Origin of the sequence: Bosea vaviloviae, from assembly GCF_001741865.1 — a bacterium.
Taxonomy (GTDB): domain Bacteria; phylum Pseudomonadota; class Alphaproteobacteria; order Rhizobiales; family Beijerinckiaceae; genus Allobosea; species Allobosea vaviloviae.
In genome coordinates this window covers 1,493,498-1,518,972 of the sequence record NZ_CP017147.1, presented here as the reverse complement: position 1 = coordinate 1,518,972, position 25,475 = coordinate 1,493,498, and the positions used below count along the sequence as shown (strand labels likewise).

General features: G+C 65.5%; 25 protein-coding genes. 14 read left to right on the top strand and 11 right to left on the bottom strand.

Annotation, left to right across the window (positions count from 1 at the left end; genetic code table 11):
• Positions 1 to 61: 61 nt before the first annotated feature.
• The gene (locus BHK69_RS07120) at positions 62 to 1,354 is read right to left on the bottom strand and encodes an ABC transporter substrate-binding protein (protein ID WP_069693446.1); all 1,293 of its coding nucleotides are present in this window, start codon (positions 1,352 to 1,354) and stop codon (positions 62 to 64) included.
• Between the two features lie 54 nt (positions 1,355 to 1,408).
• Entirely contained in the window at positions 1,409 to 2,419 is a 1,011-nt protein-coding gene (locus BHK69_RS07115; protein WP_069689487.1) for an ABC transporter ATP-binding protein, read from the bottom strand.
• A 351-nt stretch (positions 2,420 to 2,770) separates the two neighbouring features.
• Here BHK69_RS07115 and BHK69_RS07105 point away from each other — a divergent pair, with 351 nt between their 5' ends.
• The 5 genes from BHK69_RS07105 (at position 2,771) to BHK69_RS07085 (ending at position 7,166) form a co-directional block, all read left to right on the top strand.
• A complete protein-coding gene (locus tag BHK69_RS07105) occupies positions 2,771 to 3,625 on the top strand; it encodes a transporter substrate-binding domain-containing protein (protein WP_069693445.1) in 855 nt (284 codons plus the stop codon).
• 147 nt (positions 3,626 to 3,772) lie between these two features.
• Entirely contained in the window at positions 3,773 to 4,435 is a 663-nt protein-coding gene (locus BHK69_RS07100) for an amino acid ABC transporter permease (protein ID WP_069689485.1), read from the top strand.
• Positions 4,436 to 4,444: 9 nt separating this feature from the next.
• Positions 4,445 to 5,272, top strand: coding sequence for an amino acid ABC transporter ATP-binding protein (locus BHK69_RS07095; protein ID WP_069689484.1), 828 nt, complete (start codon positions 4,445 to 4,447; stop codon positions 5,270 to 5,272).
• Entirely contained in the window at positions 5,272 to 6,027 is a 756-nt protein-coding gene (locus BHK69_RS07090) for an SDR family NAD(P)-dependent oxidoreductase (RefSeq protein WP_069689483.1), read from the top strand. The genes BHK69_RS07095 and BHK69_RS07090 overlap by 1 nt, the downstream gene beginning before the upstream one ends.
• Before the next feature lie 11 nt (positions 6,028 to 6,038).
• Complete coding sequence (locus tag BHK69_RS07085; protein WP_069693444.1) at positions 6,039 to 7,166, top strand: enolase C-terminal domain-like protein; 1,128 nt, start codon at positions 6,039 to 6,041, stop codon at positions 7,164 to 7,166.
• 161 nt (positions 7,167 to 7,327) lie between these two features.
• Here BHK69_RS07085 and BHK69_RS07080 read toward each other — a convergent pair whose 3' ends face one another.
• The 9 genes from BHK69_RS07080 to BHK69_RS07040 form a co-directional block, all read right to left on the bottom strand.
• A complete protein-coding gene (locus BHK69_RS07080; RefSeq protein WP_069689482.1) occupies positions 7,328 to 7,669 on the bottom strand; it encodes a DHCW motif cupin fold protein in 342 nt (113 codons plus the stop codon).
• A 58-nt stretch (positions 7,670 to 7,727) separates the two neighbouring features.
• Positions 7,728 to 8,471, bottom strand: coding sequence for a transporter substrate-binding domain-containing protein (locus tag BHK69_RS07075; RefSeq protein ID WP_199579060.1), 744 nt, complete (start codon positions 8,469 to 8,471; stop codon positions 7,728 to 7,730).
• Between the two features lie 181 nt (positions 8,472 to 8,652).
• Positions 8,653 to 9,621, bottom strand: a complete 969-nt coding sequence (locus tag BHK69_RS07070; RefSeq protein ID WP_069689481.1) for an ABC transporter ATP-binding protein — start codon at positions 9,619 to 9,621, stop codon at positions 8,653 to 8,655.
• Positions 9,614 to 10,600, bottom strand: a complete 987-nt coding sequence (locus BHK69_RS07065; RefSeq protein ID WP_069689480.1) for an ABC transporter ATP-binding protein — start codon at positions 10,598 to 10,600, stop codon at positions 9,614 to 9,616. The genes BHK69_RS07070 and BHK69_RS07065 overlap by 8 nt, the downstream gene beginning before the upstream one ends.
• Positions 10,597 to 12,102, bottom strand: a complete 1,506-nt coding sequence (locus tag BHK69_RS07060) for an amidohydrolase family protein (protein ID WP_244548422.1) — start codon at positions 12,100 to 12,102, stop codon at positions 10,597 to 10,599. Before BHK69_RS07060 ends, BHK69_RS07065 begins: the two co-directional genes overlap by 4 nt.
• On the bottom strand, positions 12,099 to 13,295 hold the full coding sequence (locus BHK69_RS07055; RefSeq protein ID WP_069689479.1) for an amidohydrolase family protein: 1,197 nt from the start codon (positions 13,293 to 13,295) through the stop codon (positions 12,099 to 12,101). The genes BHK69_RS07060 and BHK69_RS07055 overlap by 4 nt, the downstream gene beginning before the upstream one ends.
• 168 nt (positions 13,296 to 13,463) lie before the next feature.
• Positions 13,464 to 14,408 carry an ABC transporter permease gene (locus BHK69_RS07050; RefSeq protein WP_069689478.1) on the bottom strand — a complete coding sequence of 315 codons (945 nt, stop codon included), beginning with the start codon at positions 14,406 to 14,408 and terminating at the stop codon, positions 13,464 to 13,466.
• Positions 14,398 to 15,390: an ABC transporter permease gene (locus tag BHK69_RS07045; RefSeq protein WP_069689477.1), complete on the bottom strand. Its 993-nt coding sequence runs from the start codon at positions 15,388 to 15,390 to the stop codon at positions 14,398 to 14,400. Before BHK69_RS07045 ends, BHK69_RS07050 begins: the two co-directional genes overlap by 11 nt.
• Before the next feature lie 194 nt (positions 15,391 to 15,584).
• A complete protein-coding gene (locus BHK69_RS07040) occupies positions 15,585 to 17,153 on the bottom strand; it encodes an ABC transporter substrate-binding protein (RefSeq protein ID WP_069689476.1) in 1,569 nt (522 codons plus the stop codon).
• 256 nt (positions 17,154 to 17,409) lie between these two features.
• Between BHK69_RS07040 and BHK69_RS07035 the strand changes: the two genes are divergently transcribed.
• The 9 genes from BHK69_RS07035 to BHK69_RS06995 all read left to right on the top strand — a co-directional run bounded on the left by BHK69_RS07035 (position 17,410) and on the right by BHK69_RS06995 (position 25,437).
• Entirely contained in the window at positions 17,410 to 18,117 is a 708-nt protein-coding gene (locus BHK69_RS07035; protein ID WP_069689475.1) for a GntR family transcriptional regulator, read from the top strand.
• Positions 18,114 to 18,812: a flavin reductase family protein gene (locus BHK69_RS07030; RefSeq protein WP_244548421.1), complete on the top strand. Its 699-nt coding sequence runs from the start codon at positions 18,114 to 18,116 to the stop codon at positions 18,810 to 18,812. Before BHK69_RS07035 ends, BHK69_RS07030 begins: the two co-directional genes overlap by 4 nt.
• Before the next feature lie 89 nt (positions 18,813 to 18,901).
• Entirely contained in the window at positions 18,902 to 19,798 is an 897-nt protein-coding gene (locus tag BHK69_RS07025; RefSeq protein ID WP_069689474.1) for a LysR family transcriptional regulator, read from the top strand.
• Between the two features lie 207 nt (positions 19,799 to 20,005).
• A complete protein-coding gene (locus BHK69_RS07020; RefSeq protein ID WP_092174447.1) occupies positions 20,006 to 20,812 on the top strand; it encodes a carbon-nitrogen hydrolase family protein in 807 nt (268 codons plus the stop codon).
• A 14-nt stretch (positions 20,813 to 20,826) separates the two neighbouring features.
• A complete protein-coding gene (locus tag BHK69_RS07015) occupies positions 20,827 to 21,495 on the top strand; it encodes an RraA family protein (protein WP_069689473.1) in 669 nt (222 codons plus the stop codon).
• Between the two features lie 70 nt (positions 21,496 to 21,565).
• Positions 21,566 to 22,612 (top strand): ABC transporter substrate-binding protein, encoded by a 1,047-nt coding sequence (locus BHK69_RS07010; protein ID WP_069689472.1) that lies wholly within the window; start codon positions 21,566 to 21,568, stop codon positions 22,610 to 22,612.
• Positions 22,613 to 22,651: 39 nt separating this feature from the next.
• Entirely contained in the window at positions 22,652 to 23,749 is a 1,098-nt protein-coding gene (locus BHK69_RS07005; protein ID WP_069689471.1) for an ABC transporter ATP-binding protein, read from the top strand.
• The gene (locus BHK69_RS07000; RefSeq protein ID WP_069689470.1) at positions 23,746 to 24,630 is read left to right on the top strand and encodes an ABC transporter permease; all 885 of its coding nucleotides are present in this window, start codon (positions 23,746 to 23,748) and stop codon (positions 24,628 to 24,630) included. Before BHK69_RS07005 ends, BHK69_RS07000 begins: the two co-directional genes overlap by 4 nt.
• 12 nt (positions 24,631 to 24,642) lie before the next feature.
• On the top strand, positions 24,643 to 25,437 hold the full coding sequence (locus BHK69_RS06995; protein ID WP_069689469.1) for an ABC transporter permease: 795 nt from the start codon (positions 24,643 to 24,645) through the stop codon (positions 25,435 to 25,437).
• The last annotated feature ends 38 nt before the right edge of the window (positions 25,438 to 25,475 follow it).

Below are 25,475 nucleotides of genomic sequence, written 5' to 3'. Positions count from 1 at the left end.
CTTGTCCAGGATGACGGCGCGGGTGTCATCTATCGATCGACGATGTGCAGCAGTGTTCACATCACGCCGCGATGAACTCGTTCCATTTGCGGACCATGTAGTCGTTCTCGTCCATCACCGCGTTCCAGCAGGCGACATTGCCCATGCGGTCGTCATAGGAGCCGCCGTCGCGGCTTGAGCCGGCCTTCTCCAGCAGCGAGCCGTCGGGCGCCTTGATGTCCTTTTCGGCAGCCTTGCCCTCCATCCAATAGGCCCATTCATAAGGTTCCATATTGGCCTTGGCAGTGGAGAGGACGGCGGAATAATAGCCCTGCCGGTTGAGATAGGCGCCGGCCCAGCCCGACAGGAACCAGTTGACGAACTCATAGGCGAGCTCGGCCTTGCGGCCCGTGACCGATTTCGACAGGCAGAAGCCCGAGGCCCAGGAGCGATAGCCCTCCTTCAGCGGCTGGAAGGTGCAGGCGATGCCCTTGGTGCGCACCGCCGTGACGGCCGGCGACCACATCGACTGAATCACCGTCTCGCCCGAGGCCATCAGGTTGACGCTCTCGTTGAAGTCCTTCCAGAAGGCGCGGAACTGGCCGCTCTTCTTCGCCTCGGTCAGGACCTTCATGGTCAGGTCAATCTCGGCGCGGGTCATGTTGCCCTTGTCGGGATATTTGTAGAGCCCGGCCGCCTCGACCACCATCGCCGCATCCATGATGCCGATCGAGGGGATGTTGAGGATCGAGGCCTTGCCCTTGAATTCCGGGTTCAGGAGCTCCTTCCAGCTCTCGATCGGGCGCTTGATCAGATCGGGGCGGATGCCGAGCGTGTCGGCGTTGTAGACGGTCGGGATCAGCGTCACCCATTGCGTCACGCCAGACGCGAATTTGGTCGAGTTCGCGCCCTCGACGAACATCACCTTCTTGGGCGCGGTGCCCTGGTCGCCGATGACCTTGCCATTAGGCAACTGGCCCTTGGTGAAGACCGGCGTGATGTTGTCGAACTCCTTGATCTTGCGGGCGTCCATGCCGAGGATGTTGCCCGACGGCACGAGCTTCTTCAGGCTGAAATATTCGGTGTCGAGCACGTCGAAGGAGTTCGGCTGGGTGATGACGCGCTTGGTCACGTCGTCGGTCGTCGCCGAGATGTATTCGATGGTGATGCCGGTATCGGCCTTGACCTTCTTGGTAATGTCATCGGCCTGGTTCACGGCCGTGCCGAGATAGCGCAGCACCTTGGGCTCCTGCGACCAGACCGCGGGGAAACCGGTGATCGCGCCCGAACCGGCGGCCACACCTGCGGCAGCCCCGGCGCCCTTGAGCAGCGTGCGCCGCGAGACGCCTTTCGTATCCTTCGTCGTCCTACCCATCACTCTCTCCTTCTCATCGATCTTGCTCATCGAGCTTGCTCATCGGTCTTGTTCTCAGGTGGCAGCGCCCAGCCGGTGGATATCGGCCTCGCGCCAGCTGACGGCGACGGTGTCGCCGGGGTTGAACGGCTCGGCGTCGAAGGCGGCTTCGCTCAGATTGGCGGTCAATTCCGTGGCGAAATCCGCCGCCAGGCCGACCTGGACATAGGAGCCCTGATATTCGACATCGCTGACCACAGCGGTACGGGCTGCACCGTTCACGGCCTTGGTCAGGCGCAGCTTGTCGGTGCGGACCGCAATCGCGCCTGATGCATCGGCGACGATGTTGTGGCCGCCGATGAAGCGGGCGATGAAGGCGGTCGCCGGCGCATTGAAGACCTCGCGCGGCGTGCCCGCCTGCTCGATCAGGCCCTGGTTCATCACCACCATCAGATCGGCCAGCGCCATCGCCTCGTCCTCGCCATGGGTGACGTGGATGAAGGTGATGCCGAGCTCTTTCTGCAGCTTCTTCAGTTCGGCGCGCATCTTGATGCGCAGGAACGGATCGAGCGCCGAAAGCGGCTCGTCGAGCAGCAGGATCTGCGGCTTGGTGATCAGGGCACGGGCGAGCGCGACGCGCTGCTGCTGGCCGCCCGAAAGCTGCGCCGGCAGGCGCTCGGCATAGCGCTCCATCGCAACGAGCTCGAGCAGGCGCATCGCCTCCGCCCGACGCTGCGCCTTCGCGACGCCACGCATCTTCAAGGAGAAGGCGACATTGTCGGCGCAGGAGAGATGCGGAAACAGCGCATAGCTCTGGAACATCATCGCCGTGCCGCGCCTGGCCGGAGGCAGATCGGTGACGTTGGTCGGGCCCAGGATGATGTCGCCTTCGCTCACCGCCTCATGGCCGGCGATCATCCGCAAGGTCGAGGATTTGCCGCAGCCGGACGGGCCGAGCAGGCAGCAATAGGTACCGGCCTTGACGCGCAGATTGATCGCATCGACGGCAACCGTCGCGCCATAGCGCTTGGTGACCTGAACGAGTTCGAGATCGGAACCGCGCAATCCTGCCTCCTGGTTGGGCATGGGCCCCTACAAGGGGCGTGCCAAACGCCAGGCGGCCATCGCGGCAGCGCATGCCGCCAGCACCATCGCGATTTTCGCGGACATGTTGTCCCGGAAGAGCCGGCAGACCGCTGAACGATTAGGCACTCGCCTAAATCAGAAGCAGGCCCTGCCCTCAGCATCCGAGCCGCCGCCCTTGCCGGCAAAGCTGCACGGGTCGCATCTTGCCAGGCCAATTCGTCACGGAAGCGCGCATATCTGCGGTGTCATCCACGCAGAAGGCGCTTGATCGGGGCGATCTTCCGGCAGAGTAAAGACGACGAGATGTCGATCGCGCCAGGGCTGGCCGGTCATCAGAGTGAGGGGATCACCATGGTTTCGCGCAGGGATATCGCCACCGCCATCGGCGCGGCGGCCGTCGGGATAGCGGCAGCCGGCATCGTCTCGCCCGCCGCGGCCCAGGCGCCGGCAGCCGGAGGCGAGACCGCCTTCGAGCGCATCCGCCGGACCAAGAAGCTGCGCATCGGCGCGGTGGCCGGAGCGGCCCCCTATTACAACAAGGATATCTCGAGCGGTCAGTGGGGTGGCTTCTATATCGACCTGTCGAAGGCGCTGGCCGAGGAGCTCGAAGTCGAGCTCGAGATCCTCGAGACGACCTGGGGCAATTCCGTCCTCGACCTGCAGGCGAACAAGATCGACATCTTCTTCGGCCTCAACCCGACGCCGAAGCGCGCCCTGGTGATCGATTTCTCGGTGCCGGTGTTCAACAACGCCTTCACGATGATCACCAAGAAGGGCCTGGGCAAGAAGACCTGGGACGATTTCAACAACCCCGCCCTCAAGATCACCGTCGATGCCGGCTCCTCTCAGGACCAGGTCGCGACACGGCTCTGTTCGAAGGCGCAGATCTCGCGCTTCAAGAGCGTCGACGACGCAGCCGCCGCCATCATGACCGGCCGCGCCGACGCGCAATGCATCGTGATGATGCTCTCGCTGACCATGCTCAAGAAGAACCCGGCGCTCGGAGAGCTCGTGGTGCCGACCCCGGTCTTCGCCACGACCTCGAATGCCGGCTTCCGCCGCGAGGCCGACCAGACCTGGCCCAAATATGTCAACACCTGGCTCGAGTTCAATCGCGGGCTCGGCCTGATCCGCAGCGTGATCATCAAGAACATGGAGTCGGTCGGCATCACCGAAGCCGACATGCCCGCCGGCGTCCAGCTCTGAGGGCGGAGCGCTCGGCCTTGCCCGGCAAGGCATCCAACCGAACCGAAGCGTCGTCCCGGGCGACCGCAGGTCGACCCGGAATGACGGCGCGGTTCTCCAGATAGCGTGACAGCCGTCACGGTCATCGTTCTTCCTGGACCTCGCCTCATGTATCAGTGGGATTTCGGCTCGCTCTGGAGCTATCGCTGGCTGTTCCTGAACGGCTTGTGGGTCACGGTCGGCTTCACCGTCGCCATCGTCGTGCTCGGGCTGCTCATCGGGCTTGTGGGGGCGCTTGCGAAACTCTCTCCCTTCGCCCCGCTGCGCTGGCTCGCGCTGGCCTATATCGAGGTCTTCCGCTGCACGCCCGTGCTGGTGCAGCTGGTCTGGTTCTACTATGCCCTGCCGATCCTCAGCGGCATCGAGATCTCGGCCATCACGGCCTCGATCCTGGCGCTCTCGCTCTATGGCGGCTCGTTCTATGCCGAGATCATCCGCGGCGGCATCGTCTCGATCGATCCCGGCCAGCCGGAAGCCGCTGCCGCGCTCGGCATGACCCCGTTCCAGTCGATGCGCCGGATCATCCTGCCGCAGGCGCTGAAGCGCATGATCCCGCCGCTGATGAACCAGTCGATCATCCAGTTCAAGAACACCTCGCTGGTCTCGGTGCTGGCAGTGCCCGACCTGCTCTATCAGGGCCAGATCGCGGCGCATGACAGCTATCGGCCGCTGGAGGTCTACAGCGCCGTGGCGGTCGCCTATTTCGTGCTTCTCTTCCCGCTCACGATCATCGTGCGGCAAGGCGAGAAGAAGCTGTCCACGAGCGATTGAGGCCAGGCGATGGACACCACACCCAAGATCGAGACGCCCGAGATCGAAACACCCAAGATCGAGGTCGCCGCGCTGCGCAAGCAGTTCGGCGAGCTCGTCGTCCTCAAGGACATCAATCTGAAGGTCGCGGCGGGAAGCGTGGTGGCGCTGATCGGCCCCTCCGGCTCGGGCAAATCGACCCTGCTGCGCTGCATCAACCTGCTGGTGACGCCCGATGGCGGGCGCGTGCGGGTCGGAGAGGACAGCTTCGCCTTCGGTGTCGGCAGCAAGCCACCCAGGACCAGGGAGCTCGCCCGCTTTCGCACCAACACGGGCATGGTGTTCCAGCACTTCAACCTGTTCCCGCATATGACGGCGCTCGGCAACGTCATGGAAGCGCCGATCACCGTCCGCAAGAAGCCCAAGGCACAGGCGCGCGAGCAGGCGCTGGCGCTGCTTGCCAAGGTCGGGCTCGCCGACAAGGTCGATGAATATCCCAGCCGCCTGTCGGGCGGGCAGAAGCAGCGCGTCGCGATTGCGCGCGCGCTCGCCATGGAGCCGGAGGTGATGCTGTTCGACGAGGCGACCTCGGCGCTCGACCCCGAGCTCGTCGGCGAGGTCCTGGGCGTGATGCAGAAGCTGGCCTCGGAAGGCATGACGATGGTGATCGTCACCCATGAGATCGCCTTCGCGCGCGAGGTCGCGGACCGCGTCATCTTCATGCGCGACGGCGTGGTCATCGAGGAAGGACCGGCGCGGCAAGTGATCGACGCGCCGCGCGAACCCGCGACGCAGGCCTTCCTCGGCCATTTCCATCGCGGCGGCGCGGCTCAAGCCCCGGCCGAAAAGGCGCTGTGATGCCCAGCCTCGATCGTGTCTATCTCGTCACCGGTGCGGCGAGCGGCATCGGCCGGGCGACCGCGCAATTGCTGGCCGGACCCGGTATCGGCCTCGTGCTGCATACCGGCACCAATCGCACCGGGCTCGACGCCGTCGCCGAGGCGGCTCGCACTGCCGGAGCCAAGGTCGAGACCATCCTTGGCGACATGGCTGCGAAGGCGACCTGCGACCAGATCGTGGCGCTCGCAGCCAATGGCTTTGGCACACTCGACGGCCTGATCGCGGTCGCCGGTCATGCCCGCAGGGCCGGCGTCATGGATCTGCCGGAAAGCGAAATCGGGCAGGCGATGGACGAATCCGTTGCCGCCCTCATGCACATGGCGCGCGCCGCGCGCCCGCTGCTGAAGGCCAGTGGCAGCGGCCGGATCGTCGCCACCTCGTCCTTCGTCGCCCACGCCCTGCGCACCGATCTCCAGCCCTTCGCCGCGACGGCTGTGAGCCGCGCCGCGCTGGAGACGGTGGTGAAGCTGATGGCGCATGAACTCGCCGCCGATGCCATCACCGTCAACGCCGTCGCGCCCGGGCTGATTCGCAAGGACGAAGGCAGGGGCAGCAAGCTCAGCCTGGAGGCGATCGCCCGCATGGAAGCGATCATTCCGCTCGGGCGGCGCGGCCTGCCCGAGGAGGTCGCGACCATGATCGCCTTCCTCGCCTCGCCGGCTGCGTCCTACGTCACCGGCCAGATCATACACGTCAATGGAGGGCTCGCATGAGCCAGGACATCATCAACCAGGCCGTTGTCGAGCGGATCAGGCTCTTCTTCATCGAAAGCCCGATCAAGATGGCCCGGCTCCAGGGCGTCGGGAACGTCAAGGGCACGGTCAAGCGCGTCCTCGTCGAGTTGACGGCAAGCGACGGCGTGGTGGGCTGGGGCGAAGCCGCTCCCTGGGAGGTCTTCACGGGCACGGCGGAAGCCGCGCTGGCGGCGATCGACGTCTATCTGCGCCCGGTACTGATGGGCCGCCCCGTCAGGCGCGTGCGCGAGACGATGACCTTGCTCGACCGTGCGCTTGTCGGCCATGCCGAGGCCAAGGTCGCGATCGAGATGGCGCTCCTCGACATCGTCGGCAAGGCCTCGGGCCTTTCGGTCGCCGACCTGCTTGGCGGGCGGGTGCGCGACACGATCCCGCTTTCCTTCTCGATCGCCGATCCGGATTTCGCCGCCGATCTCGAGCGGATGCGCGCCATGGTCCCGGCCGGCAACGTGATCTACAAGGTCAAGACCGGCGTGAAGCCGCATAAGGAGGATCTCGCCCATCTCGAAGCGATGCGCTCCGAATTCGGCGACGCGATCGACCTGAGGCTCGACTACAATCAGGCGCTGCAGCCTTTCGGCGCGATCAAGATCCTGCGCGATGTCGACGCGTTCGCACCGACCTTCATCGAGCAGCCGGTTCCGCGCGACAATCTCGACGCGATGGCCGCCTTCGTGGCGGCGTTGGACACGCCGATCCTGGCCGATGAAAGCTGTTTCGACGCCCGCGATCTCAACGAGGTGATCCGCCTCAAGGCCGCAAACGCGATCTCGGTCAAGCTGATGAAGGCGGGCGGGTTGCTCAAGGCGCAAGCCATCATGGCGATCGCCGATCAGGCCGGGCTGCCGGGCTATGGCGGCACGCTCTGGGAGGGCGGCATCGGGCTTGCCGCCGGCACCCAGCTCATCGCCGCGACGCCCGGCATCTCGCTCGGCTGCGAATTCTACATGCCCCACCATGTCCTGACCGAGGACGTGCTGGAGGAGCGCGTCGCCAACCGCAACGGGCATGTCGTGGTGCCAGACGGGCCGGGGCTCGGCATCCGCGTCAGCGAAGCCTCGGTGCGGGCCAATGCGCGGATCCTGGCCGAGCGCTGAGTCCGTTTGGAAACTCCAGCCCTGATCCTGAGGAGCCATGACGGCGAGTGGCGAATGGCGAATGGAAGCTTTACCTCGCCATTCGCTATTCGCCACTCGCCGTGAGGAAGGGTTCGTCAGGATGAGGGCTCGGGAGGTTTCCAAGCAGCCCCTGAGCTCTTTCAGTCGACGATGAAGAGCTTGGCGCCCTTCGTCGTGCGCGAGCGATGCGCTTCGGCGCCGTCGGCGACCTGATAGCTCATGCCCGGCGTCAGCACCGAGACGCGGCCATCCTCCAGCGTCGTCTCCAGTTCGCCTTCAAGGCAGAGGATGACGTGGCCCTTGCTGCACCAATGGTCGGCGACATAGCCCGGTGAATATTCGACGATGCGGACGCGGATCTGATTGTCCTGCGGCCCGAAGAAGCGCGTGCGCCAGGTCGCCTCGCCCTCCTCGCCGGCATGGCGGGTCGGCTCGACCTGCGACCAGTCGACCGTGGAAAAAGCGATCTCGGACATCTTCATGGGAGTGGCTTTCACTTCAGGTTGAAGGCGGATGCGGCAGAGGCGGATGCAGCCAGGCTCAGGCGACGCTGAGACCTTCGACGCCGTGCTTGCGAATGAGCTCGGCGACGAAGCCGGAGCTTCTGGCGGCCTCGACGAATTTCGTGAGATAGGCGATCGCATCGCCGGTCGCCTTCGGGACGCCGATCGCCTGCTGAACCGCCATGAACCGGCCATCGAGGATGCGTGTACCGGGAACCAGCGCGACATCCGAATTGAGCCGCGGCCGCAAGCCTGCGAGCGCATCGAGCTTCTTGTCGCTGAAATCCGCCAACGCCTCGTCCATCGTCGTCGAGCGCACCAATTCGGCATGGGCGATGTTGCGGTCGAGCCAGAGCCCATAGGCGGTGCGGCCGGTGACGGCGATCCGGACGCCTGCCGCATCGACCTCGGCCGGGCTCTGGAAACGCGATCCCACGGGAACGAGATAGGTCGCCTCGATCGCGGCATAGGCCGGCGTGAAGCTGATCACCTCCGCGCGCTGCGGCTCTGCCCCGATCAGGCCGATATCCCATTCGTCGCGCCCCGCTGCATCGGCGAGCAGGCCCGGCGATTCATAGGGGACATAACGCAGCGCGACACCGAGCGTGTCGGCGATCGCGCCGGCCATGTCGGGCGAGACGCCGGCGGGGCCGCCATCCGGCGTGCGGCTCGACACCAGCAGGAAATTCGACAGGTTGATGCCGGCGCGCAGCACGCCACCGGGCGCCAGGCGCTCGCGCAACTCCTCCGGCATCGTGCCGATATCGGGGCGAAATGACATGGCGGCGTCCTTTATCGTGACCGAGTCTTGCATCGTGACCAAGCCTTGCATCGTGACAGAGTCTTGCGCGAATGCCGCGCAGGATGCCGCACCGCCAGACAACGGACTACACGATATCCTGGGGCTCGCGCAGCTGCCTGGCGCGCATCTCGGCTATGAGCATCGCCGCAGAACGCGGCAATCAGCCGAAATGGCAAGCCAGCGCGCCAGCCGCCACAATGCGCAAGGGAGGCCGTTCGACCCGGCAGATATCGGCCGCCATGGCGCAACGCGGATGAAAGGCGCAGCCGGGAGGCGGCGCGATCGGGCTCGGCACCTCGCCCGACATCGGCCGGCGCGCGCGATTGGGCTTCTCGACATCGGGGATCGTCTCGAGCAGCAGCCGCGTATAGGGGTGGCGCGGATTGCCGAAGACCTCGTCTGCCGGCCCCGTCTCGACGAAGCGGCCGAGATACATGATCGCGAGCTGGTCCGACATGTGCCGCACGACCGAGAGATTGTGGCTGATGAAGAGATAGGTCAGCCCGAACTCCTTCTGGAGTTTGACCATCAGGTTGAGGATCTGCGCCTGCACGGAGACGTCGAGCGCCGAGGTCGGTTCGTCGCAGACCAGGAAATCGGCCTCGGTCGCAAGCGCACGCGCAATCGAGATGCGCTGGCGCTGGCCGCCGGAGAAGGCATGCGGATAGCGCGACGCGTCGGTGCGCGACAAGCCGACGATCTCCAGGAGGTCGCCGACGCGCTGCATGATCGCCGCCTCGTCCTGACGCAGCTTCAATTCACGGATCGGCTCGGCAATGATGTCGCCGACGCGCCAGCGCGGGTTCAGCGAGGCGTAAGGGTCCTGAAAAATCATCTGCACGCGCGGCGGGCCGATCGTGCCGTCGATGCGGGTGATGTCGGAGAAATGCAGCGCGCCTTCGGTCGGCCGCTGCAGGCCCACCACCATGCGCGCCAGCGTCGATTTCCCGCAGCCGGATTCGCCGACGATGCTGAAGGTCGTGCCGCGCTCGACCGTGAAGGAGACGGTCTCGACCGCGCGCAGGATACGGCACGGCTCGCGCGTCAGCAGGCGCGATAGTGCCGGCGCCGAGACGTCGAAGCGGCAGGAAGCGGCCGATACGGTGAGGATGGGGCCGCTCTCACGCATGCGCCGGCTCCATCAGCGGGAAATGACAGGCAGCGGCATGGGCCGAGACCGGCAAGCCGGGCTTATGCTCGCGGCAGAGCTCGCTTGCGAACCCGCAGCGGGGATTGAAGGAACAGCCTTCCGGAATGGCATTCAGACGCGGCATCGCGCCGTCGATCTGGCTGAGGACGGCGTTGCGGGTGTGGACGCTCGGGATCGAGGCCATCAGACCGGCGGTATAGGGATGATGCGGACGGCGCGTGACCTCCGCAACCGGGCCGATCTCGACGATGCGCCCGGCATACATCACCGCGACCCGATCAGCCGTCTCGGCAATGACGCCCATATCGTGCGTCACCAGCATGATCGCCGTGCCGTGCTCGCGACAAAGGCGCTTCAGCAGCGTGGTGATCTGCGCCTGGATCGAAACGTCGAGCGCCGTGGTCGGCTCGTCGGCAATGATCAGCTTCGGCTCGGCGCAGAGCGCCAGTGCGATCACGACGCGCTGGCGCATGCCGCCGGAAAACTGGTGCGGATACTGGTCGATCCGCGTTTCGGCGGCGGGGATGCCGACCTCCTTCAGGAGGTCGAGCGCGCGCTTGCGCGCCTGCACCTTGCCGACCGGAAGATGCGTCAGGATCGTCTCGACAAGCTGGTCGCCGACGGTCAGCAGCGGATGCAGCGAGGTCAAAGGGTCCTGGAAGATCGCGCCGATCTGGCGGCCGCGCAGCTTGCGCATCGGCTCGGGCGGGAGATCGTCGATACGACGCCCATCGAGATGGATCGAGCCGCCGCTGATGCGGCCCGGCGGATCGAGCAGGCCGATCACCGCCGTTCCGGTCAGGGATTTGCCGGCGCCGGATTCGCCGACCACGCCAAGAATTTCGCCGGGCGCGATGTCGAAGGAGATGCCGTCGAGCGCGGTCAACGGGCCATGACGGCCATCGAAGACGATGCGCAGATCGCGCACCGAGAGCAGCGGCGAAGCGACGGCGCTCATGTTGCCCCTCCCGCACGTTCGACCGGATAGCTCGAGGAGAAAATCCCGCTCGCGGCTGGGTGCCCATGCGTGCGCTGCGGATAGCGCGCCATCACGCCCTCGAACTGCTTTTGAGCACGGAGCTTGTCCGCCGCCTCATCGACGCCCGGGATCACGCGCTCCTCCATCACGAAGCGCCCGTCGATGATCACCGTCGCGAAATCGCGGCCATGACCGGCGAGCAGCATGGTCTGGATGGGATCGATGACCTGGCCGAGATGCGGGCGGTCGAGATCGAAGACGGTGATGTCGGCGCGCGCACCGGGCTGGAGCCGGCCGAGATCGGGGCGGCCCAGCGCCTCGGCCCCGCCGATGGTCGCTGCGTCGTAATAATCCTCGCTGCGCACTGCATGGACGCTGCCGGCCATGGTGCGGGCCAGGATCATGCCGACCTGCAGGTTCATGATCATGTCGGGCGGGCTTGTATCCGTACCCATGGCGAGCTTCAGCCCGATCTCGCGATAGCGGCCGAAATGGTCGATGGCGTTGCCGTGCCGGCCTGAGACCAGCGGGCAATGCACGATCGTGGCGCCGGCATCGCGAATGATCTCGAGGTCGCGGCCGGGGCGGTCGATATGGCGGCTGCCCGAGACATAGGTCCCGTGCGGCAGCAGCGAACGCTGGTTGAGGAAGCCGAGGCTCTGCAGCCATTCCGGCGGACTCATACCATGCTGAGCCAGCACGAGGTCGTATTCGATCTTCGACTGGCAGCAATGCAGGCGCACCGGCACCTTCAGGGCGCGCCCGGCAGCAGCCGTGCGACGCAGCAATTCGGCTGTCGACGTCTCGATCCGGTCTGGCGCCAGCATGGTGCGGATCAGCCCTCCGGCGGCGCCTTCGTTGCGCTCGCAGAAATTGATCGCGGCATCGAGTTCCGCCAGGCCACGCGGCTCGTCGTAATGCGTGGTGATGCGGCCGTCGGCCTCGACCAGCTGATTGCCGGTGCGATAGGCCGGGCCGAGATAGGCGCGCAGGCCAAGCCCGGCGGCCGCTTCCGCCGCATCCTGGAATTCCTCGGGCGTCTCGCCCCAGGCGCGGTAGAATAATGAGGCGATCGGCAGCGCAGTGGTGATGCCGTTGCGGATCAGCGTGGCGAAGGCGTGCTTCTTCTGGAAAGCGAGCTCCTCGCGCGAATACATCTCGTAGGGGCCGGCTTCGAGATAGGAGCGCGGCCAGACGCGGCCCTTCTTCCAGGCCGGCTGATTGTCATAGGCCAGGATCGTGGTGTCGAGATCCGAAAGCGCGTCGCAATCGACGAAACCCGGCCCGATCAGCGCATTGCCATAGTCGATGCGGCTGGAAACCTCGCCCGGAAAACCATGGCCGATGAAGATGACTTCGCCATCCTCGAAGACGATCTCGCCGTCCTCATAGAGGCGATGCCGCCCTTGCGCGTGGCCGACGAGCCAGCGCGCGGTCAGGAGGATGCGCCCTTCCAGGCGTTTGGCGGCGCGCAAGCTCACGGCGCGGTCCTGATCGAGACGCCGTCGCGCGCGACGACCTTGCCGCGCTTGACAACGCGGCGCTTGGGCGAGCGCGTCACGATCGCTTCGGCAACGGTCTCGCCCGGCAGGATCACGACATCGGCGTTGCTGCCCTCGGCCAGCCCGTAGCCTTCGATCTCCATCACCTTGGCGCCCTCGCTGGTGCAGACGTCGAGCGCCATCCTGAGTTCGTCGTCGCGGCGGAAATTGTTGCGCAGGCCGACGAACATGGCGCGCTCCAGCATGTCGGCATTGCCATAGGGGCCCCAGGTATCGCGGATGCCGTCATTGCCGGAGCAGACGCGCACACCGGCTTCGATCAGCTTGCGCACCGGCGGAGCCGGGCGGCTGGCGGGGGCCGTCGTCATGATCGCGATGTCGAGCTCGGCGAGCTGCGCGATCAGCGGATCGACCAGCGCGGCATCGACACCGAGGCAGAAGGCGTGACTGACCGTGACCTTGCCCTTCATGCCAAGCGCACGCGTCCGCTCGACGATCAGGTCGAAGGAGAACAGCCCCATTTCGCCGGGCTCGTGCAGGTGGATGTCGAGCGGCTTGCCGTATTTTTGGCAGAGCGCGAAGACGGCATCGAGATGGCCCTTGGGATCGCGGTCGATGGCGCAAGGGTCGAGCCCGCCGACGATCTCGCAGCCGGCCTTCATCGCCTGGTCCATCAGCTCCAGCGTGCCCGGCCGGCGCAGCAGGCCCGATTGCGGGAAGGCGACGAGCTCGATGTCGACGATGTCGCGATACTCGTCGCGGGTGCGCATCACCCCTTCGACGCCCCACATCCCATGCTCGGTGTCGACATCGACATGGCTGCGGATATGGGTCGAGCCCATCAGCGAGGACTGGATGCTCTGCCGGGCCGACTGGCTGTAGGGGTCGATGTTCAGGCGCTTCTTGTTCTCGCGCTCGTTGTCGATCTTGTCGAGGAGCTTGGGGCCGACTTCGTTCTTGTACCAGGGCAGGCCCCAGAGGCTTTTGTCGAGATGGGTATGCGCCTCGACGAGGCCGGGGATGACGATCTCGCCGCGGCCATCCTCGACCGGCACACCGGCAGGGGCCTCGATGGCGGAGGCAATGCGGCTGATCTTGCCGTCCACGACCAGGATGTCGGTGGCGGCATTGCCATAAGGGCGAACGTTGCGAAGGAGTAGGGAGGCGGTCATCTCAGGCGTTTCCTCGTTGTTTTTTAAGCGTCGCGGTCGAGCTTGCCGCCCCGTCATGCTCGCCCTTGTGGCGAGCATCCACGTCTTGGACACGCCCCTCGATCGAGGAAGACGTGGATGGTCGGGACAAGCCCGACCATGACGGGAAAGGGCATCGCCTCGCCGTCATCACCGCAGCTTCGGGTTCAGCGCGTCGCGCAGCCAGTCGCCCAGCAAATTGACCGAGAGCACGATCAATCCGAGCTGGAGCGAGGGGAAGACGACCAGCCACCAGGAGCCGGAGAAGAGATACTGGTTGCCGATACGGATCAGCGTGCCCAGCGAGGGCTGTGTGATCGGCATGCCGACGCCCAGAAAGGAGAGCGTCGCCTCCGACAGGATGGCGAGGCCGAGATTCAGCGTTGCCGCCACCATCACGGGAGTGAGCGTGTTGGGCAGGATGTGGCGGGCCATGATGCGTGTCGCCGCGACTTTGATGATGCGGGCGGCGAGCACATATTCCTTGCGACGCTCGACCATGGTCGAGGCGCGGACCGTGCGGGCATATTGCACCCAGTTGGTCAGCGAGATCGAGACCACGAGCACGACGGCGGCGAAGGGTTCACGCAGCGCCGGCGGCAAAAGCTCGCGGAAGATCGCGCTGACCAGGATCGCCATCAGCAGCGTCGGGATCGAGAGCACGGTATCGCCGAGCCGCATCAGCAGATTGTCGATGCGCCCGCCATAATAGCCGGAGACCAGTCCGATGCTGACGCCGAGCGCCATCGAGACGATGACGGCGGCGATCCCGATGATCAGCGAGACGCGCGTGCCGTAGAGGATGGCGGAGAGCACGTCGCGCCCCTGCGGATCGGTGCCGAGCAGGAAAGGCCATTCGCCATCCCTGGCCCAGATCGGCGGGATCTCGGCCTTGTCGATGAAGATCTGCGAGAGGTCGTGCGGGTTCTGGACTGCGATCAGCGGGGCCAGCAACGCCGTGACGATCAGCAGGACGAGCACGATCGCCGAGAGCCAAGCGGCCGGCGTGCGCCGAAAGCTCCAGCCGATATCGCTGTCGAGGAAGCGGCGCAGGCGGCCGGGCTTCCTGAGCGCCTTTGCGGAATCAGCGGGCATTGGCGGCTCCCGAGATCGCATCCTCGCGCAGGCGAGGATCGACATAGGCGTAGAGCAGGTCGACCAGCGTGTTCAGCGAGACGAAGATGAAGGAGACCACGATCAGATAGGCCGCCATCACCGGGATATCGACGAAGGTCACCGCCTGGACGAAGAGCAGGCCCATGCCCGGCCACTGGAACACCGTCTCCGTGACCAGCGCGAAGGCGATCAGATTGCCGATCTGCAGCCCCGTCACGGTGATCACCGGCATCAGGCAATTGCGCAGAGCGTGGCGGAAGTGGACGGCGCGCAGCGTCAGTCCGCGCGCCCGGGCGAAGCGGATGAAATCGGTGCGCATCGTCTCCAGCATCTCGGCCCGGACCAACCGCATCACCAGCGTGATCTGGAAGAGCGAAAGCGTGATGCCCGGCAGGATCAGCGCCAACCGGCCAGAGGGCGTGAGGAATCCCGTGCTCCACCAGCCGATCTGCACGACCTGGCCGCGCCCGAAGGCCGGCAGCCATTGCAGCGTCACCGAAAACAGCAGGATGAACAGGATGCCGAGCGCGAAGCTCGGCAGCGAAACGCCGAGCACCGAGACGAATTGCAGGAATTTGGCCATCAGGCTGTCGCGCTTGATGGCGGTGTAGACGCCCAGCGGAATCCCGACCGCAAGCGAGAGAAACGTCGCCACCAGCACCAGCTCGAAGGTCGCGGGGAAGCGCTCGGAGATCAGCGTGAAGACCTCCTGCTGATTGCGATAGGAGATGCCGAAATCACCATGCAACGCATTGCCGACGAAGGTCGCGAACTGCAGGACGAAGCCCTTGTCGAGCCCGAGCCTGATCCGCAATTCGTCGCGCTGGGCCTGGCTCGCCTGCTCGTTCAGCATCAATTCGACGGGATCGCCGACGAAACGGAAAATCAGGAAGGCGAGGAAGGCGACCGCGAGCATGACGCCGGCCGCGTTCAGGAGGCGCTTGAAGAGAAAGGCCGGCATGGTGCGTCTCCGGTTGGGAGGCGGAAGGTTCCGTCGGATCGGACAGGCTGGTCGCTCGCCAAGCCCCCACCGTCATCCTGGGCACCCGAAGGGTGGCCGGGATCTATCGGAGGGCTCCGGAGCTCTACGATGGATCCCCGAGCTGCGCGGCTTCGCCGCTCGTCCAGGATGACGTGGGAGGGAGACGAGAGCCTTCACTTCATCGTCGTCAGCCACAGCCTCGGCTTGTTGTCGGAAGCCTGCACGGTCGCGGCCACGGTGTTGCGCATCGCCCAGGCCATCGGCTGCTGGTGCAGCGGGATGAAGAGGTGCTCGGTCTTGGCGATCTTCAGCGCCTCCATCATCATCGGGATGCGCTTGCTGTTGTCGAGCTCGACGCCGGCCTTGTCGATCAAGGCATCGATGCGCGGATCGCCCCAATTGCCCCAGTTGAACACGCCACCCGAACCGCTCTTCGAGCGCATCACCTGGATCAGGATCGAATAGGCGTCGATCATCGGCTCATTGGCCCAGCCGAAGGAGATCACGTCGAACTCGCCCTTGACGCGCTTGGGCGTCTGCTGGCTGCGCGGGCCGAGGCTCAGATTGGGCCGCAAGCCGGCGCGCGACCACATCGAGGCGACCGCCTGACAGAACTCCTCCTCATTGACGAGACCGTCGCTCTGGCAGTTCATCTGGAAGGAGAAGCCGTTGGGATAGCCCGCCGCGGCCAGCAGCTTCTTGGCGCCGTCGAGATCGAAGGGCAGGCGCACATCCTGCGAGGGCTCATAGCCTGGAATGGCCGGAGCGATCAGGGCGCCGGTGTTGCGCGACAGTCCGCGCATGGCGCGCTTCTGGACGGCGTCGATGTCGATGGCGCGGTAGAGCGCCTCGCGAACGCGGATATCCTTGAGCGGGTTTTTATCCTTCACATCGCTCTCGAACAGCGTGTCCTTGAGGTTGAGCGCGAAGATCACGGTGCGCAGTTCATTGGTCTGCAGCACCTTGACCTCGGGCGAGGCCGAGAGGCGCGGCAGATCCTGCAAGGGCGCGACATTGGTGAAGTCGATCTCGCCCGAGAGCAGCGCCGCGACACGGGTCGAGGCCGAGGCGATCGGCAGGAACTCGATCGTGTCGATGTTGTGCTGCGGCTTGTCCCACCAGTTCGGGTTCTTGACATAGACGGTCTTGGCGTCGGCGCGGCGGCTCTCGACGATGAAGGGGCCGGTGCCGTTGGCGTTGTCGGTGGCATAGCCCTTCACGCCCTTGCCGGAATCGGTCGGCAGCAGCGAGTTGTTGGCGACGAGCCAGGCCTTGTTGAAGATGAAGATGTTGGTGAGGTCGTTGAGCAGCAGCGGATAAGGGCCGTTGACCTCGATCTCGACGGTGTAGTCGTCGATCTTTTTCGAGGATTTATAGGCCGGCAGATTGCCCTTGAGCGGCGAGGCGTCGTTGGTGACGCGCTCCAGCGAGGCGACGACGTCGTCGGCCGTGAACGGGTTGCCGTTGTGGAACTTCACGCCCTGGCGGAGCTTGAAGCGCCAGACCGTCGGCGAGACCGTCTCCCAGGACTCCGCCAGCGCCGGCTCGATCTTGAGATCGCCGGTGTAGCGCACCAACCCCTCATAGACATGGTTCAGCACCGAAAGCGTGAAGGTATCGCCATAGGAATAGGGGTCGAGCGAAGCGATCTCGCGCGCCGCGCCCCATTTCAGCGTCTTCGCCTCGGCCGCGCCGGTCAGCGCGAAGGCGGCAATGGCCGCCAGCATCCAAGCTCTCTTCATCGAAACTCTCCCTTTCGATGAGCCCGCTGCGCGTCTTCGGCGCTCGCCCGGCCCGCTGCCCCTCGTCTATGCCGCTTTATCCACCAGATTGACGTCTTCCGCGGCACGGCGTGTGCGATTAATAATCAATCTTGCATACGATTATGATATCGTATTGTATGCGATTATTGAAGACAAGCGAAAAACTGGAGCGGAGCCGAATCCCGTGACATGGAGTGAGCCTCAGAGGGCTGAACCAGGACAGAAACGGGCTGCGATGACCGATTCCCGCCAACCCGGATTGCGCGCGCAATCGGTATACAGAGCGCTCCGGCGCGCCATCATCGAACAGGCGCTGAAGCCCGGCATGAAGCTGCCGGAGGATTCGATCGGCGAGCAGCTCGGGGTGAGCCGCACACTGGTGCGCGAGGCCTTCGGCCGATTGGCCGTCGAAGGCCTGGTCGAGCTCAAGCCCAATCGCGGCGCCTCGGTGGCCTATCCGACCCTGGAGGAGGCGCGCGACGTCTTCGACGTGCGCCGGGGGCTCGAACGCCTCGTCGCCGAGAACCTCGCCGGGCGGCTCACCGCCGCGCAGGCGGCCGAGCTCGAGGATCATGTCCGGCAAGAGGACAAGGCGCATGGCCAGGATGGGCCTGAATCGATCCGGCTCGCCGGCGAGTTCCACATCAAGCTCGCCGAGATGACCGGCAACGCCCTGCTGCTGCGCTATGTCCAGGAAGTCTCCTCGCGCTGCTCGCTGATCCTGGCGATCTATGGCCGGCCGCATTCCTCGGAATGCGCGGTTTCGGAGCATCGCCAGCTGATCGAGGCCTTGCGAGCGGGCGATGGCGCGCGCGCCGCCCATCTCATGGACCATCATCTCCAGGCCGTGGTGACGCGGGCCCTGCTGACGCCGCGCGCCGAGCGCGACATCCGCGACCTCCTCGCCCCCTATGCCCTCAGCGAAGGACTGAACCCGCCGTGACCGACCTCTCGACAGAGCCGAAGCCGATCGAGGCGGCCCCGCCGGTCGTCACCTTCGATTTCGCGAAGCTTTCGCCGCGCGAGCGCTACAAGCTCTTGATCGGCGCGGTCGTGCCGCGCCCGATCGCCCTGGTGACGACGGTCGATGCGCAGGGCGTCGTCAACGCCGCGCCGTTCTCGTTCTTCAACTGCCTCTCGGCCGATCCCGCGATCCTGGCGCTCGGCGTCGAGTACCGGCCGACCGGCGGGCAGAAGGACACCGGCCGCAATGTGCGCGAGACGCTCGCCTTCACCGTCAACATCGTCTCCGACGCCCTGGTCGAGGGCATGAATATCTGCGCCGTGCCGTTCGAGCCCGGCATCGACGAGCTGGCTCGGGCCGGCCTCACCGCCATGCCTGGCGTCAAGGTGCCCTGCCCCTGGATCGGCCAGGCGCCGGCCGCGTTCGAATGCCGCCACCACACCACGCTCGGCATCGGCAATTCGCGCGAGATCATCCTGGGCGAGGTGGTCTATGCGCATTTCCGCGCGGATACGATCGATGCCGAGAAGCTCTATGTCGATCCCGCCGCGCTCGACGCCGTTGGTCGCATGGGCGGCCATGGCTATGCGACGACGCGCGACTATTTCGACCTGCCGACCATGTCCGCCGCGACCTGGCAGTCCGATCCGGCAGCAGCGAACCGGCGACGTTAGTTCAGTCCTTCCCGGCGAGGGGCAAACGGGGCTAAGTCAGGGCGGGCGGCGCAGGCTGGCGCCGCGCCCTCACGCGAAGCGGCTCCGATTTGAACCTCAAATTCCTCGAAACCTTCGTCTGGGTCGCGCGATTGCGGAATTTTTCGGTCGCGGCCGACAAGCTTTGCACGACCCAGGCCGCCGTCTCGAACCGGATCGCCACCTTGGAGCGCGAGCTCGGCGTGCGCCTGTTCGAGCGCGACCTGCGCACCGTCAGCCTGACCTCGCACGGCCAGCGCGCCTTGCCCCAGGCCGAGGCGATCGTGCGCATGGTCGGCGAATTGGAGCGGCTGATCGCCGATACCGGGCAGATGCGCGGCACGGTCATGATCGGGGCGATCGACTCGATCGTCTATGCCTGGCTGCCGCGACTGATCGAGCGGGTGAAGGTCGCTTATCCCAATGTCACGATCGATCTGAATGTCGATACCAGCCTCAACCTCGCCCGCCAGATCCAGGACGGCCAGATCGATCTCGGCCTGATCATGGGCCCCGTGGTGGCGCCCCATATCCGCAATATCGAGCTCTGTGTCTTCGATTGCCTCTGGATCGGCTCGCCGCGCCTTGCCCTGAAACCGGGCCGGCTCGCCATCGCCGATTTCGCCGACTACCCGATCTTCGCCTATTCCAAGGGCTCGCAGCCGCATCAATCCGTGCTGCGCGCGATCGAGCTCGCTGGGCTCGATGCGGGGGCGGTGCGCGTCTTCAATTCCAATTCGCTCGCCACGATCACGCGCCTGATCCGCGACGGCGTCGGTGTCGCCGTGCTGCCGCAGGTCGTGGTCCAGGAGTTCCTCGATAATGGCGAGCTGCATGTGCTCGATGTCGATGCCAAGCTGCCGCCGCTGCATCTCCACGCGGTCTTCGCCGACAATCCCGGCAACGCCCTGCCCGCGCTGATCGCCGACATGGCGGTGGGAATCGCGGCCACACAACCACCCGCCTGACGGCACCGCCCCTGCCCGCAAATGCGGCAGGGGCCGACCATGCCGGTCTCATAAGCAATTCTTGTCGAGACGAACAAGAATTTCGCGTTTGCCGCGCTTGCCCAGGTTTGGTCTGCTGCGGGACGGCCGCAACAGAGCAGGATGTCGCCCGGCAACCGGGCGTCCTCGTCACGCGTCACGCTCAAGGCCTTTGCAGGGAGAACGCCGGTGAAAGTCTCGCTCGTCCAGATGAACTCGCAGGATGACAAATCCGCGAACCTCAAAATGGCCAAGGCGCTGATCGAGAAGGTCGTCGCCGAGGAGAATCCTGATCTCGTCGTGCTGCCGGAATATTACGCCTTCCTCGACGGCAGCCCGGAGGCGATGCGCAACAGCGCCGAGACCTTCCCCAATGGCGAGAGCTACCGCCTGATGTCGGGCCTGGCCGAGAAGCACGGCATCACGCTGCATGCCGGCAGCGTCTGCGAGCGCGACGGCGACGACTATTTCAATGCGACCATCGTGTTCGGGCCGGACGGAAAGCAGATCGCGCATTACCGCAAGATCCATCTGTTCGACGTTGATGCCCCCGGCGGCGTCAGCTACCGTGAATCCAACATGGTCTCGCGCGGCAAGGATATCGTCACCTACAAGGTCGACGACACCACCGTCGGCTGCGCCATCTGCTACGACATCCGCTTCCCCGAGCTCTTCCGCAAATTGCGCGACGCCGGCGCCGACATCATCGTCCTGCCCGCCGCCTTCACGCTGATGACCGGCAAGGACCATTGGGAGCTGCTGGCGAGGGCGCGCGCCTGCGAGACGCAGACCTGGTTCCTGGCGACCGGCCAGACCGGCACCCACGCCCAAGGCAAGAACGCCTGCTACGGCCACTCCATGGTGATCAATCCCTGGGGTCATATCGCAGCGCAGGCCTCCGACGGCGTCGGCACGACCAGTGCAAGGCTCGATTTCGATTACACGGCCAAGGTCCGCGCGGCCGTGCCGGTCGCCAACCATCACGTCGTCGCCTGAGCGGAAAGCCCATCATGTTCATCGTCAATCCCATGCCGGCGCAGATCTCCGCCGACCTCGTTGCCCTGCTCGAGCAATGCGAAGTCGCGACCATCGGCCATGTGCTGCATTCCGGCTTCGTCGATCGTGAAATTCGCGCGGTCCTGCCGACCAAGCGCGTCGCCGGCACCGCCGTCACCATCCGCATCCCGCATGCGGACTCGACTGCCCTGCACTACCTGACCAAGATGGTGCGGCCGGGCGATGTCGTCGTCATCGACCGCTGCGGCGACACCAAGCATGCCTGCTGGGGCGGCGTCGTGACCCATTCCATGAAACTCGCAGGCGTGACGGCGGGCGTGATCGACGGCCCGGCGACCGACTTCTCCGAGATCGTCAAGACCGACATGCCGATGTGGTGCCGCGGTCCCTCGCCGATCACCACCAAGATCCTCGGCACCGAGGGCGCGATCAACGTGCCGGTCAGCGTCGGCGGCCAGACGATCGAGCCCGGCGATGCCGTGCTCTGCGACGAAAGCGGCGTGGTCGTGCTCAAGGCCGCGACGGCGGAAGCCTATGCCCGCCGCGCGATCGAGATGCAGCAGCAGGAACTCGTGCTGCTGGAGCGCCTGCGCAAGGGCGAGAAACTGTCCGACATCTCCGGCGCGACCGCCATGGTGGAGGGCAAGCTCGCCAAGGCCTGAGGACGAACCGACTGAACAGCCTGACGACGGGCGGATAACCGCCCGCGCATCACATAAGAGGGGATTTCGCATGCAGATTTCGACCAAATTCGCCATCGCTGCCGCCATCGCGGCCGGGCTTTCGTCCCATTCCGCCATGGCCCAGCAGACCGTGACGCTGATGGCCTATTCCGGCCTGTTCCAGGAGCGCTACACCAAGGCCGTGGTCGAGCCGTTCATGAAGGCCAATCCCGGCATCAAGATCGAATACTTCCCGATGCCGAACTCGGCCCAGATGCTGGGCAATCTGCGCGCCCAGAAGGCCGCGCCGCAGGCCGATGTCGTGATCATGGACGTCTCGGTCTCGAAGGCCGCGACCGACGAGAAACTGCTGACCAAGATCGACGAGAAGACCAGCCCCAACGTCGCCGACCTGTTCTCGGCGGCGCGCATCGCCGATGTCGACGGCGTCGCAGTGACCTTCGACAACCTGGTGATGCTCTACAACTCCGAGGTTGTGAAAGAGGCCCCCACGAGCTGGATGGATCTCGCCGACAAGAAATATGCCGGCAAGGTCGCGATCCCCGGCATGCCCGACATCCAGGGCCTCTCGCTCGTCCTGATCCTGGAGAAGGCGCGCGGCGGCTTCAACCATCTCCGCAGCGTCGACAAGGGCATCGCGGCGATGGGCGAGATCGCGCCCAACGTCCAGACCTGGGAGCCCAAGCCGGAGGTCTATCCGGTGATCATCTCCGGGCAGGCGATTATCGGAGCCGGCTGGAACGCGCGCGCGCAGGTCAATGCCGACAACTCCAACGGCAAGCTCAAGGCCGTGCTGCCGCAGGAAGGCAGCGTCTTCCAGATCAACACGATCAACCATGTCGCCGGCGGGCCGGGCAAGGACGCCACCGCCAAGTTCATCGATTACGCGCTGAGCCCCGAGGCGCAGAAGGCCTTCACCGAAAGCATGTTCTACGCTCCGACCAACGCCAAGGCGCTGATTTCGGAGGCGGCGATCGCCCGCACCGCCGTCAAGTCGATGGACAAGGTCATCCCGGTCGACTGGATCGCTCTCGCCAAGGTCCGCGAGCCGATCATGGACCAGTGGCGCCGCAAGGTGATCCCGCTGAGCCGCTGATCGAACCGAAGGGCTTGTACGACAAGGGCTTGCACGATCATGACCGACCGCATCACCGCTCCGGCCGCCGGCCAAGCCGGCGAGGGCTTCCTCTCGCTCAAGGGGTTGACCAAGAGCTATGGCGGCTTTGCGGCGGTCGACAATCTCGATCTCGAGGTTCCCAAGGGCGAGCTCGTCGCCTTCCTCGGCCCCTCCGGCTGCGGCAAGACGACCTCGCTCAGGATGATCGCCGGCTTGGTGCCGGCGACATCGGGCCGCATCGTCGTCGGCGGGCAGGATCTCACCGAGGTCCCGACGCATCGCCGCGATATGGGTCTCGTCTTCCAGAGCTACGCGCTGTTTCCGCATATGAGCGTGGCCCGGAACGTCGCCTTCGGGCTGGAGATGCGCAAGGTCGGCAAGGACGAGATCGCCCGGCGCGTGAAGGAGGCGATCGCGCTCGTGCATCTCTCCGGCAAGGAGGAGCACCGGCCGAGCCAGCTTTCCGGCGGCCAGCAGCAGCGCGTGGCGCTGGCGCGCGCGCTCGTCGTGCGCCCCTCGATCCTGCTGCTCGACGAGCCGCTCTCCAATCTCGATGCCAAATTGCGCGATGAGATGCGCAACGAAATCCGTGACATCCAGAAGCGGCTCGGCATCACCGCGATCTTCGTGACGCATGATCAGGTCGAGGCCCTGACCATGTGCGACAAGGTCGTGGTCATGAACCAGGGCCGGCTCGAACAGGTCGGCACCCCGGTCGATCTCTACGAGGCACCGAAGACCGCCTTCGTCGCCGGCTTCGTCGGCCGCAGCAACCGGCTGAAGGCCACGGCCCGGGACGGCGTGGCCGAATTCGCCGGCGAGAGCTTCGCTGCGCAGCCAAGTCTCTCCGGCCCCGTCGAGATCATGGTCCGCCCGCACCGCGTCGCGCTGTCGGCAGCGGGCGCGGATGTGACGGCCGGCGAACACCGCGTTTCCGGCGTCGTCGCGCGCACCATCTTCGCCGGCGATATCCTGCAATATGACGTCGATGTCGCCGGGCAGATCGTCTCGGTCGAGCTTGCGACGCGCGGCGGCGAGACCGTGCTGCAGCCGGGCGCCGCCGTGACCTTGTCCTGGCGGCGGCAGGACGTCTTCGTCTACGGGGCCGCGGCATGAGTGCGGCGCCCGCCATCGCGACTCCCGCGCCGGTCTCGGAAGCGCGCCGGAGCGGCCTGGCGCTGGTCGTCCTGCTGATCGCGCCGATCGCGCTGGTCAATGCGCTCGGCTTCCTCGTGCCGGTGCTGAATCTGGCGCGGATGTCGTTCTACGAGGTCGAGCCGACCGGCGCGATGCGCGAGGTCTACACGCTCGCGACCTGGCTCACCGTCTTCCAGGACACGTTCTACGCCGAATTGATCCTGAACAGCATCACGGTCAGCCTCGGCATCACGCTGCTGACGCTAGTTTGCTCCTACCCGATCGCGCTTTATCTGCACCGCTCCAGCGGCACCTGGCGGACCATCCTGCTGGTGCTGGTGATCTCGCCATTGCTGACCTCGGCAGTGGTGCGCACCTATGGCTGGATCGCAATCCTCTCCGAGAGCGGGCTCGTCAACAACGCGCTCTCCGCCATCGGCATCGCGCCGCTGCGATTGATGTTCAACAAGACCGGCGTCGTCATCGGCCTCACCGAGATCCTGATGCCCTATATGATCCTGGCGCTGCTCGCCGGCTTCGGCCGGCTCGATCCGCGCGTCGAGGAAGCCGCCTCCACATTGGGTGCGCCGCCCTTCACGATCTTCCGCCGCATCATCCTGCCATTGACGCTGCCGGGCATCGCGCTCGGCTGCCTGCTCTGCTTCGTGCTCGCGGTCTCCTCCTTCATCACGCCGAAGCTGCTTGGCGGCGGCCGCGTCTTCCTGCTCGCCACCGAGATCTACGATCAGGCGATCGTGACGCTGCACTGGCCGCTGGCCGCCACGCTCTCGATCCTGGTGCTCGTCATCTTCGGCGGCGCGCTCGTGCTCTATACCCGCGCTCTACGCGCGATCATGTGAGGGAGGTTGATCATGGATGAACGTCCCGTCTCGCTCGCCCTGAAGCTCATGGCGCTCACGATGTTCGTGTTCCTGCTGGCGCCATTGATCGTCGTCGTGCCGATCTCGTTTTCCGGCGACAGCTACATGATGTTCCCGCCCTCGAGCTGGAGCCTGAAATGGTACCCGGCGATCTTCGCCGACGGGAAGATGACCTCGGCCTTCTGGACGAGCCTGCTGCTCGCCTTCGTGGTGACGGTCTTGAGCCTGCTGATCGGCCTGCCCGCGGCCTATGCGCTGGTGCGGCTCAAGCCCCGCGGCTCGGAAGCGATGAGCGCCCTGTTCACCGCGCCGCTGCTGCTGCCCACCATCGTGCTCGGCCTCGCCATTCTGATCGTGTTCTCACGCTATGGCCTGCTCGCGACCTTCCAGGGGCTGGTCGTCGCTCATCTCGTGGTGACGCTGCCCTATGCGATCCGGGTGCTGGCGACCGCGCTCGCGACCCTGCCGATCCCGATCGAGGAGGCGGCGGCGACGCTTGGCGCCTCGCCCTTCACCGTGTTTCGCCGCATCACCCTGCCGATGATGAAATCGGGGCTGATCGGCACGACGGCGCTGTGCTTCCTGGTCTCCTTCGACGAGGTCGTGCTGTCGCTGTTCATGACCGGCCCGCGCATCTCGACCTTGCCGGTGGCGATGTATCACCATGTCGAGCAGCAGGCCGACCCGCTGGTCGCATCGCTCTCGGTCCTGCTCGTCATCCTCACCTTGCTCGTCGTGCTCGTGGTCGACCGGACGTCCGGCCTCGCCAAGACCTTCGTGAAGTGACCTCGCTCGGACACACCTCGTCATTCCGGACAAGCCGC

What these genes read in the sequence shown, in the direction of transcription:
- BHK69_RS07120 (WP_069693446.1), bottom strand. Translation starts at nt 1,354, where the DNA reads ATGGGTAGGACGACGAAGGATACGAAAGGCGTCTCGCGGCGCACGCTG.
- BHK69_RS07115 (WP_069689487.1), bottom strand. Translation starts at nt 2,419, where the DNA reads ATGCCCAACCAGGAGGCAGGATTGCGCGGTTCCGATCTCGAACTCGTT.
- BHK69_RS07105 (WP_069693445.1), top strand. Translation starts at nt 2,771, where the DNA reads ATGGTTTCGCGCAGGGATATCGCCACCGCCATCGGCGCGGCGGCCGTC.
- BHK69_RS07100 (WP_069689485.1), top strand. Translation starts at nt 3,773, where the DNA reads ATGTATCAGTGGGATTTCGGCTCGCTCTGGAGCTATCGCTGGCTGTTC.
- BHK69_RS07095 (WP_069689484.1), top strand. Translation starts at nt 4,445, where the DNA reads ATGGACACCACACCCAAGATCGAGACGCCCGAGATCGAAACACCCAAG.
- BHK69_RS07090 (WP_069689483.1), top strand. Translation starts at nt 5,272, where the DNA reads ATGCCCAGCCTCGATCGTGTCTATCTCGTCACCGGTGCGGCGAGCGGC.
- BHK69_RS07080 (WP_069689482.1), bottom strand. Translation starts at nt 7,669, where the DNA reads ATGAAGATGTCCGAGATCGCTTTTTCCACGGTCGACTGGTCGCAGGTC.
- BHK69_RS07075 (WP_199579060.1), bottom strand. Translation starts at nt 8,471, where the DNA reads ATGTCATTTCGCCCCGATATCGGCACGATGCCGGAGGAGTTGCGCGAG.
- BHK69_RS07070 (WP_069689481.1), bottom strand. Translation starts at nt 9,621, where the DNA reads ATGCGTGAGAGCGGCCCCATCCTCACCGTATCGGCCGCTTCCTGCCGC.
- BHK69_RS07065 (WP_069689480.1), bottom strand. Translation starts at nt 10,600, where the DNA reads ATGAGCGCCGTCGCTTCGCCGCTGCTCTCGGTGCGCGATCTGCGCATC.
- BHK69_RS07055 (WP_069689479.1), bottom strand. Translation starts at nt 13,295, where the DNA reads ATGACCGCCTCCCTACTCCTTCGCAACGTTCGCCCTTATGGCAATGCC.
- BHK69_RS07050 (WP_069689478.1), bottom strand. Translation starts at nt 14,408, where the DNA reads ATGCCCGCTGATTCCGCAAAGGCGCTCAGGAAGCCCGGCCGCCTGCGC.
- BHK69_RS07045 (WP_069689477.1), bottom strand. Translation starts at nt 15,390, where the DNA reads ATGCCGGCCTTTCTCTTCAAGCGCCTCCTGAACGCGGCCGGCGTCATG.
- BHK69_RS07040 (WP_069689476.1), bottom strand. Translation starts at nt 17,153, where the DNA reads ATGAAGAGAGCTTGGATGCTGGCGGCCATTGCCGCCTTCGCGCTGACC.
- BHK69_RS07035 (WP_069689475.1), top strand. Translation starts at nt 17,410, where the DNA reads ATGACCGATTCCCGCCAACCCGGATTGCGCGCGCAATCGGTATACAGA.
- BHK69_RS07015 (WP_069689473.1), top strand. Translation starts at nt 20,827, where the DNA reads ATGTTCATCGTCAATCCCATGCCGGCGCAGATCTCCGCCGACCTCGTT.
- BHK69_RS07010 (WP_069689472.1), top strand. Translation starts at nt 21,566, where the DNA reads ATGCAGATTTCGACCAAATTCGCCATCGCTGCCGCCATCGCGGCCGGG.
- BHK69_RS07005 (WP_069689471.1), top strand. Translation starts at nt 22,652, where the DNA reads ATGACCGACCGCATCACCGCTCCGGCCGCCGGCCAAGCCGGCGAGGGC.
- BHK69_RS07000 (WP_069689470.1), top strand. Translation starts at nt 23,746, where the DNA reads ATGAGTGCGGCGCCCGCCATCGCGACTCCCGCGCCGGTCTCGGAAGCG.
- BHK69_RS06995 (WP_069689469.1), top strand. Translation starts at nt 24,643, where the DNA reads ATGGATGAACGTCCCGTCTCGCTCGCCCTGAAGCTCATGGCGCTCACG.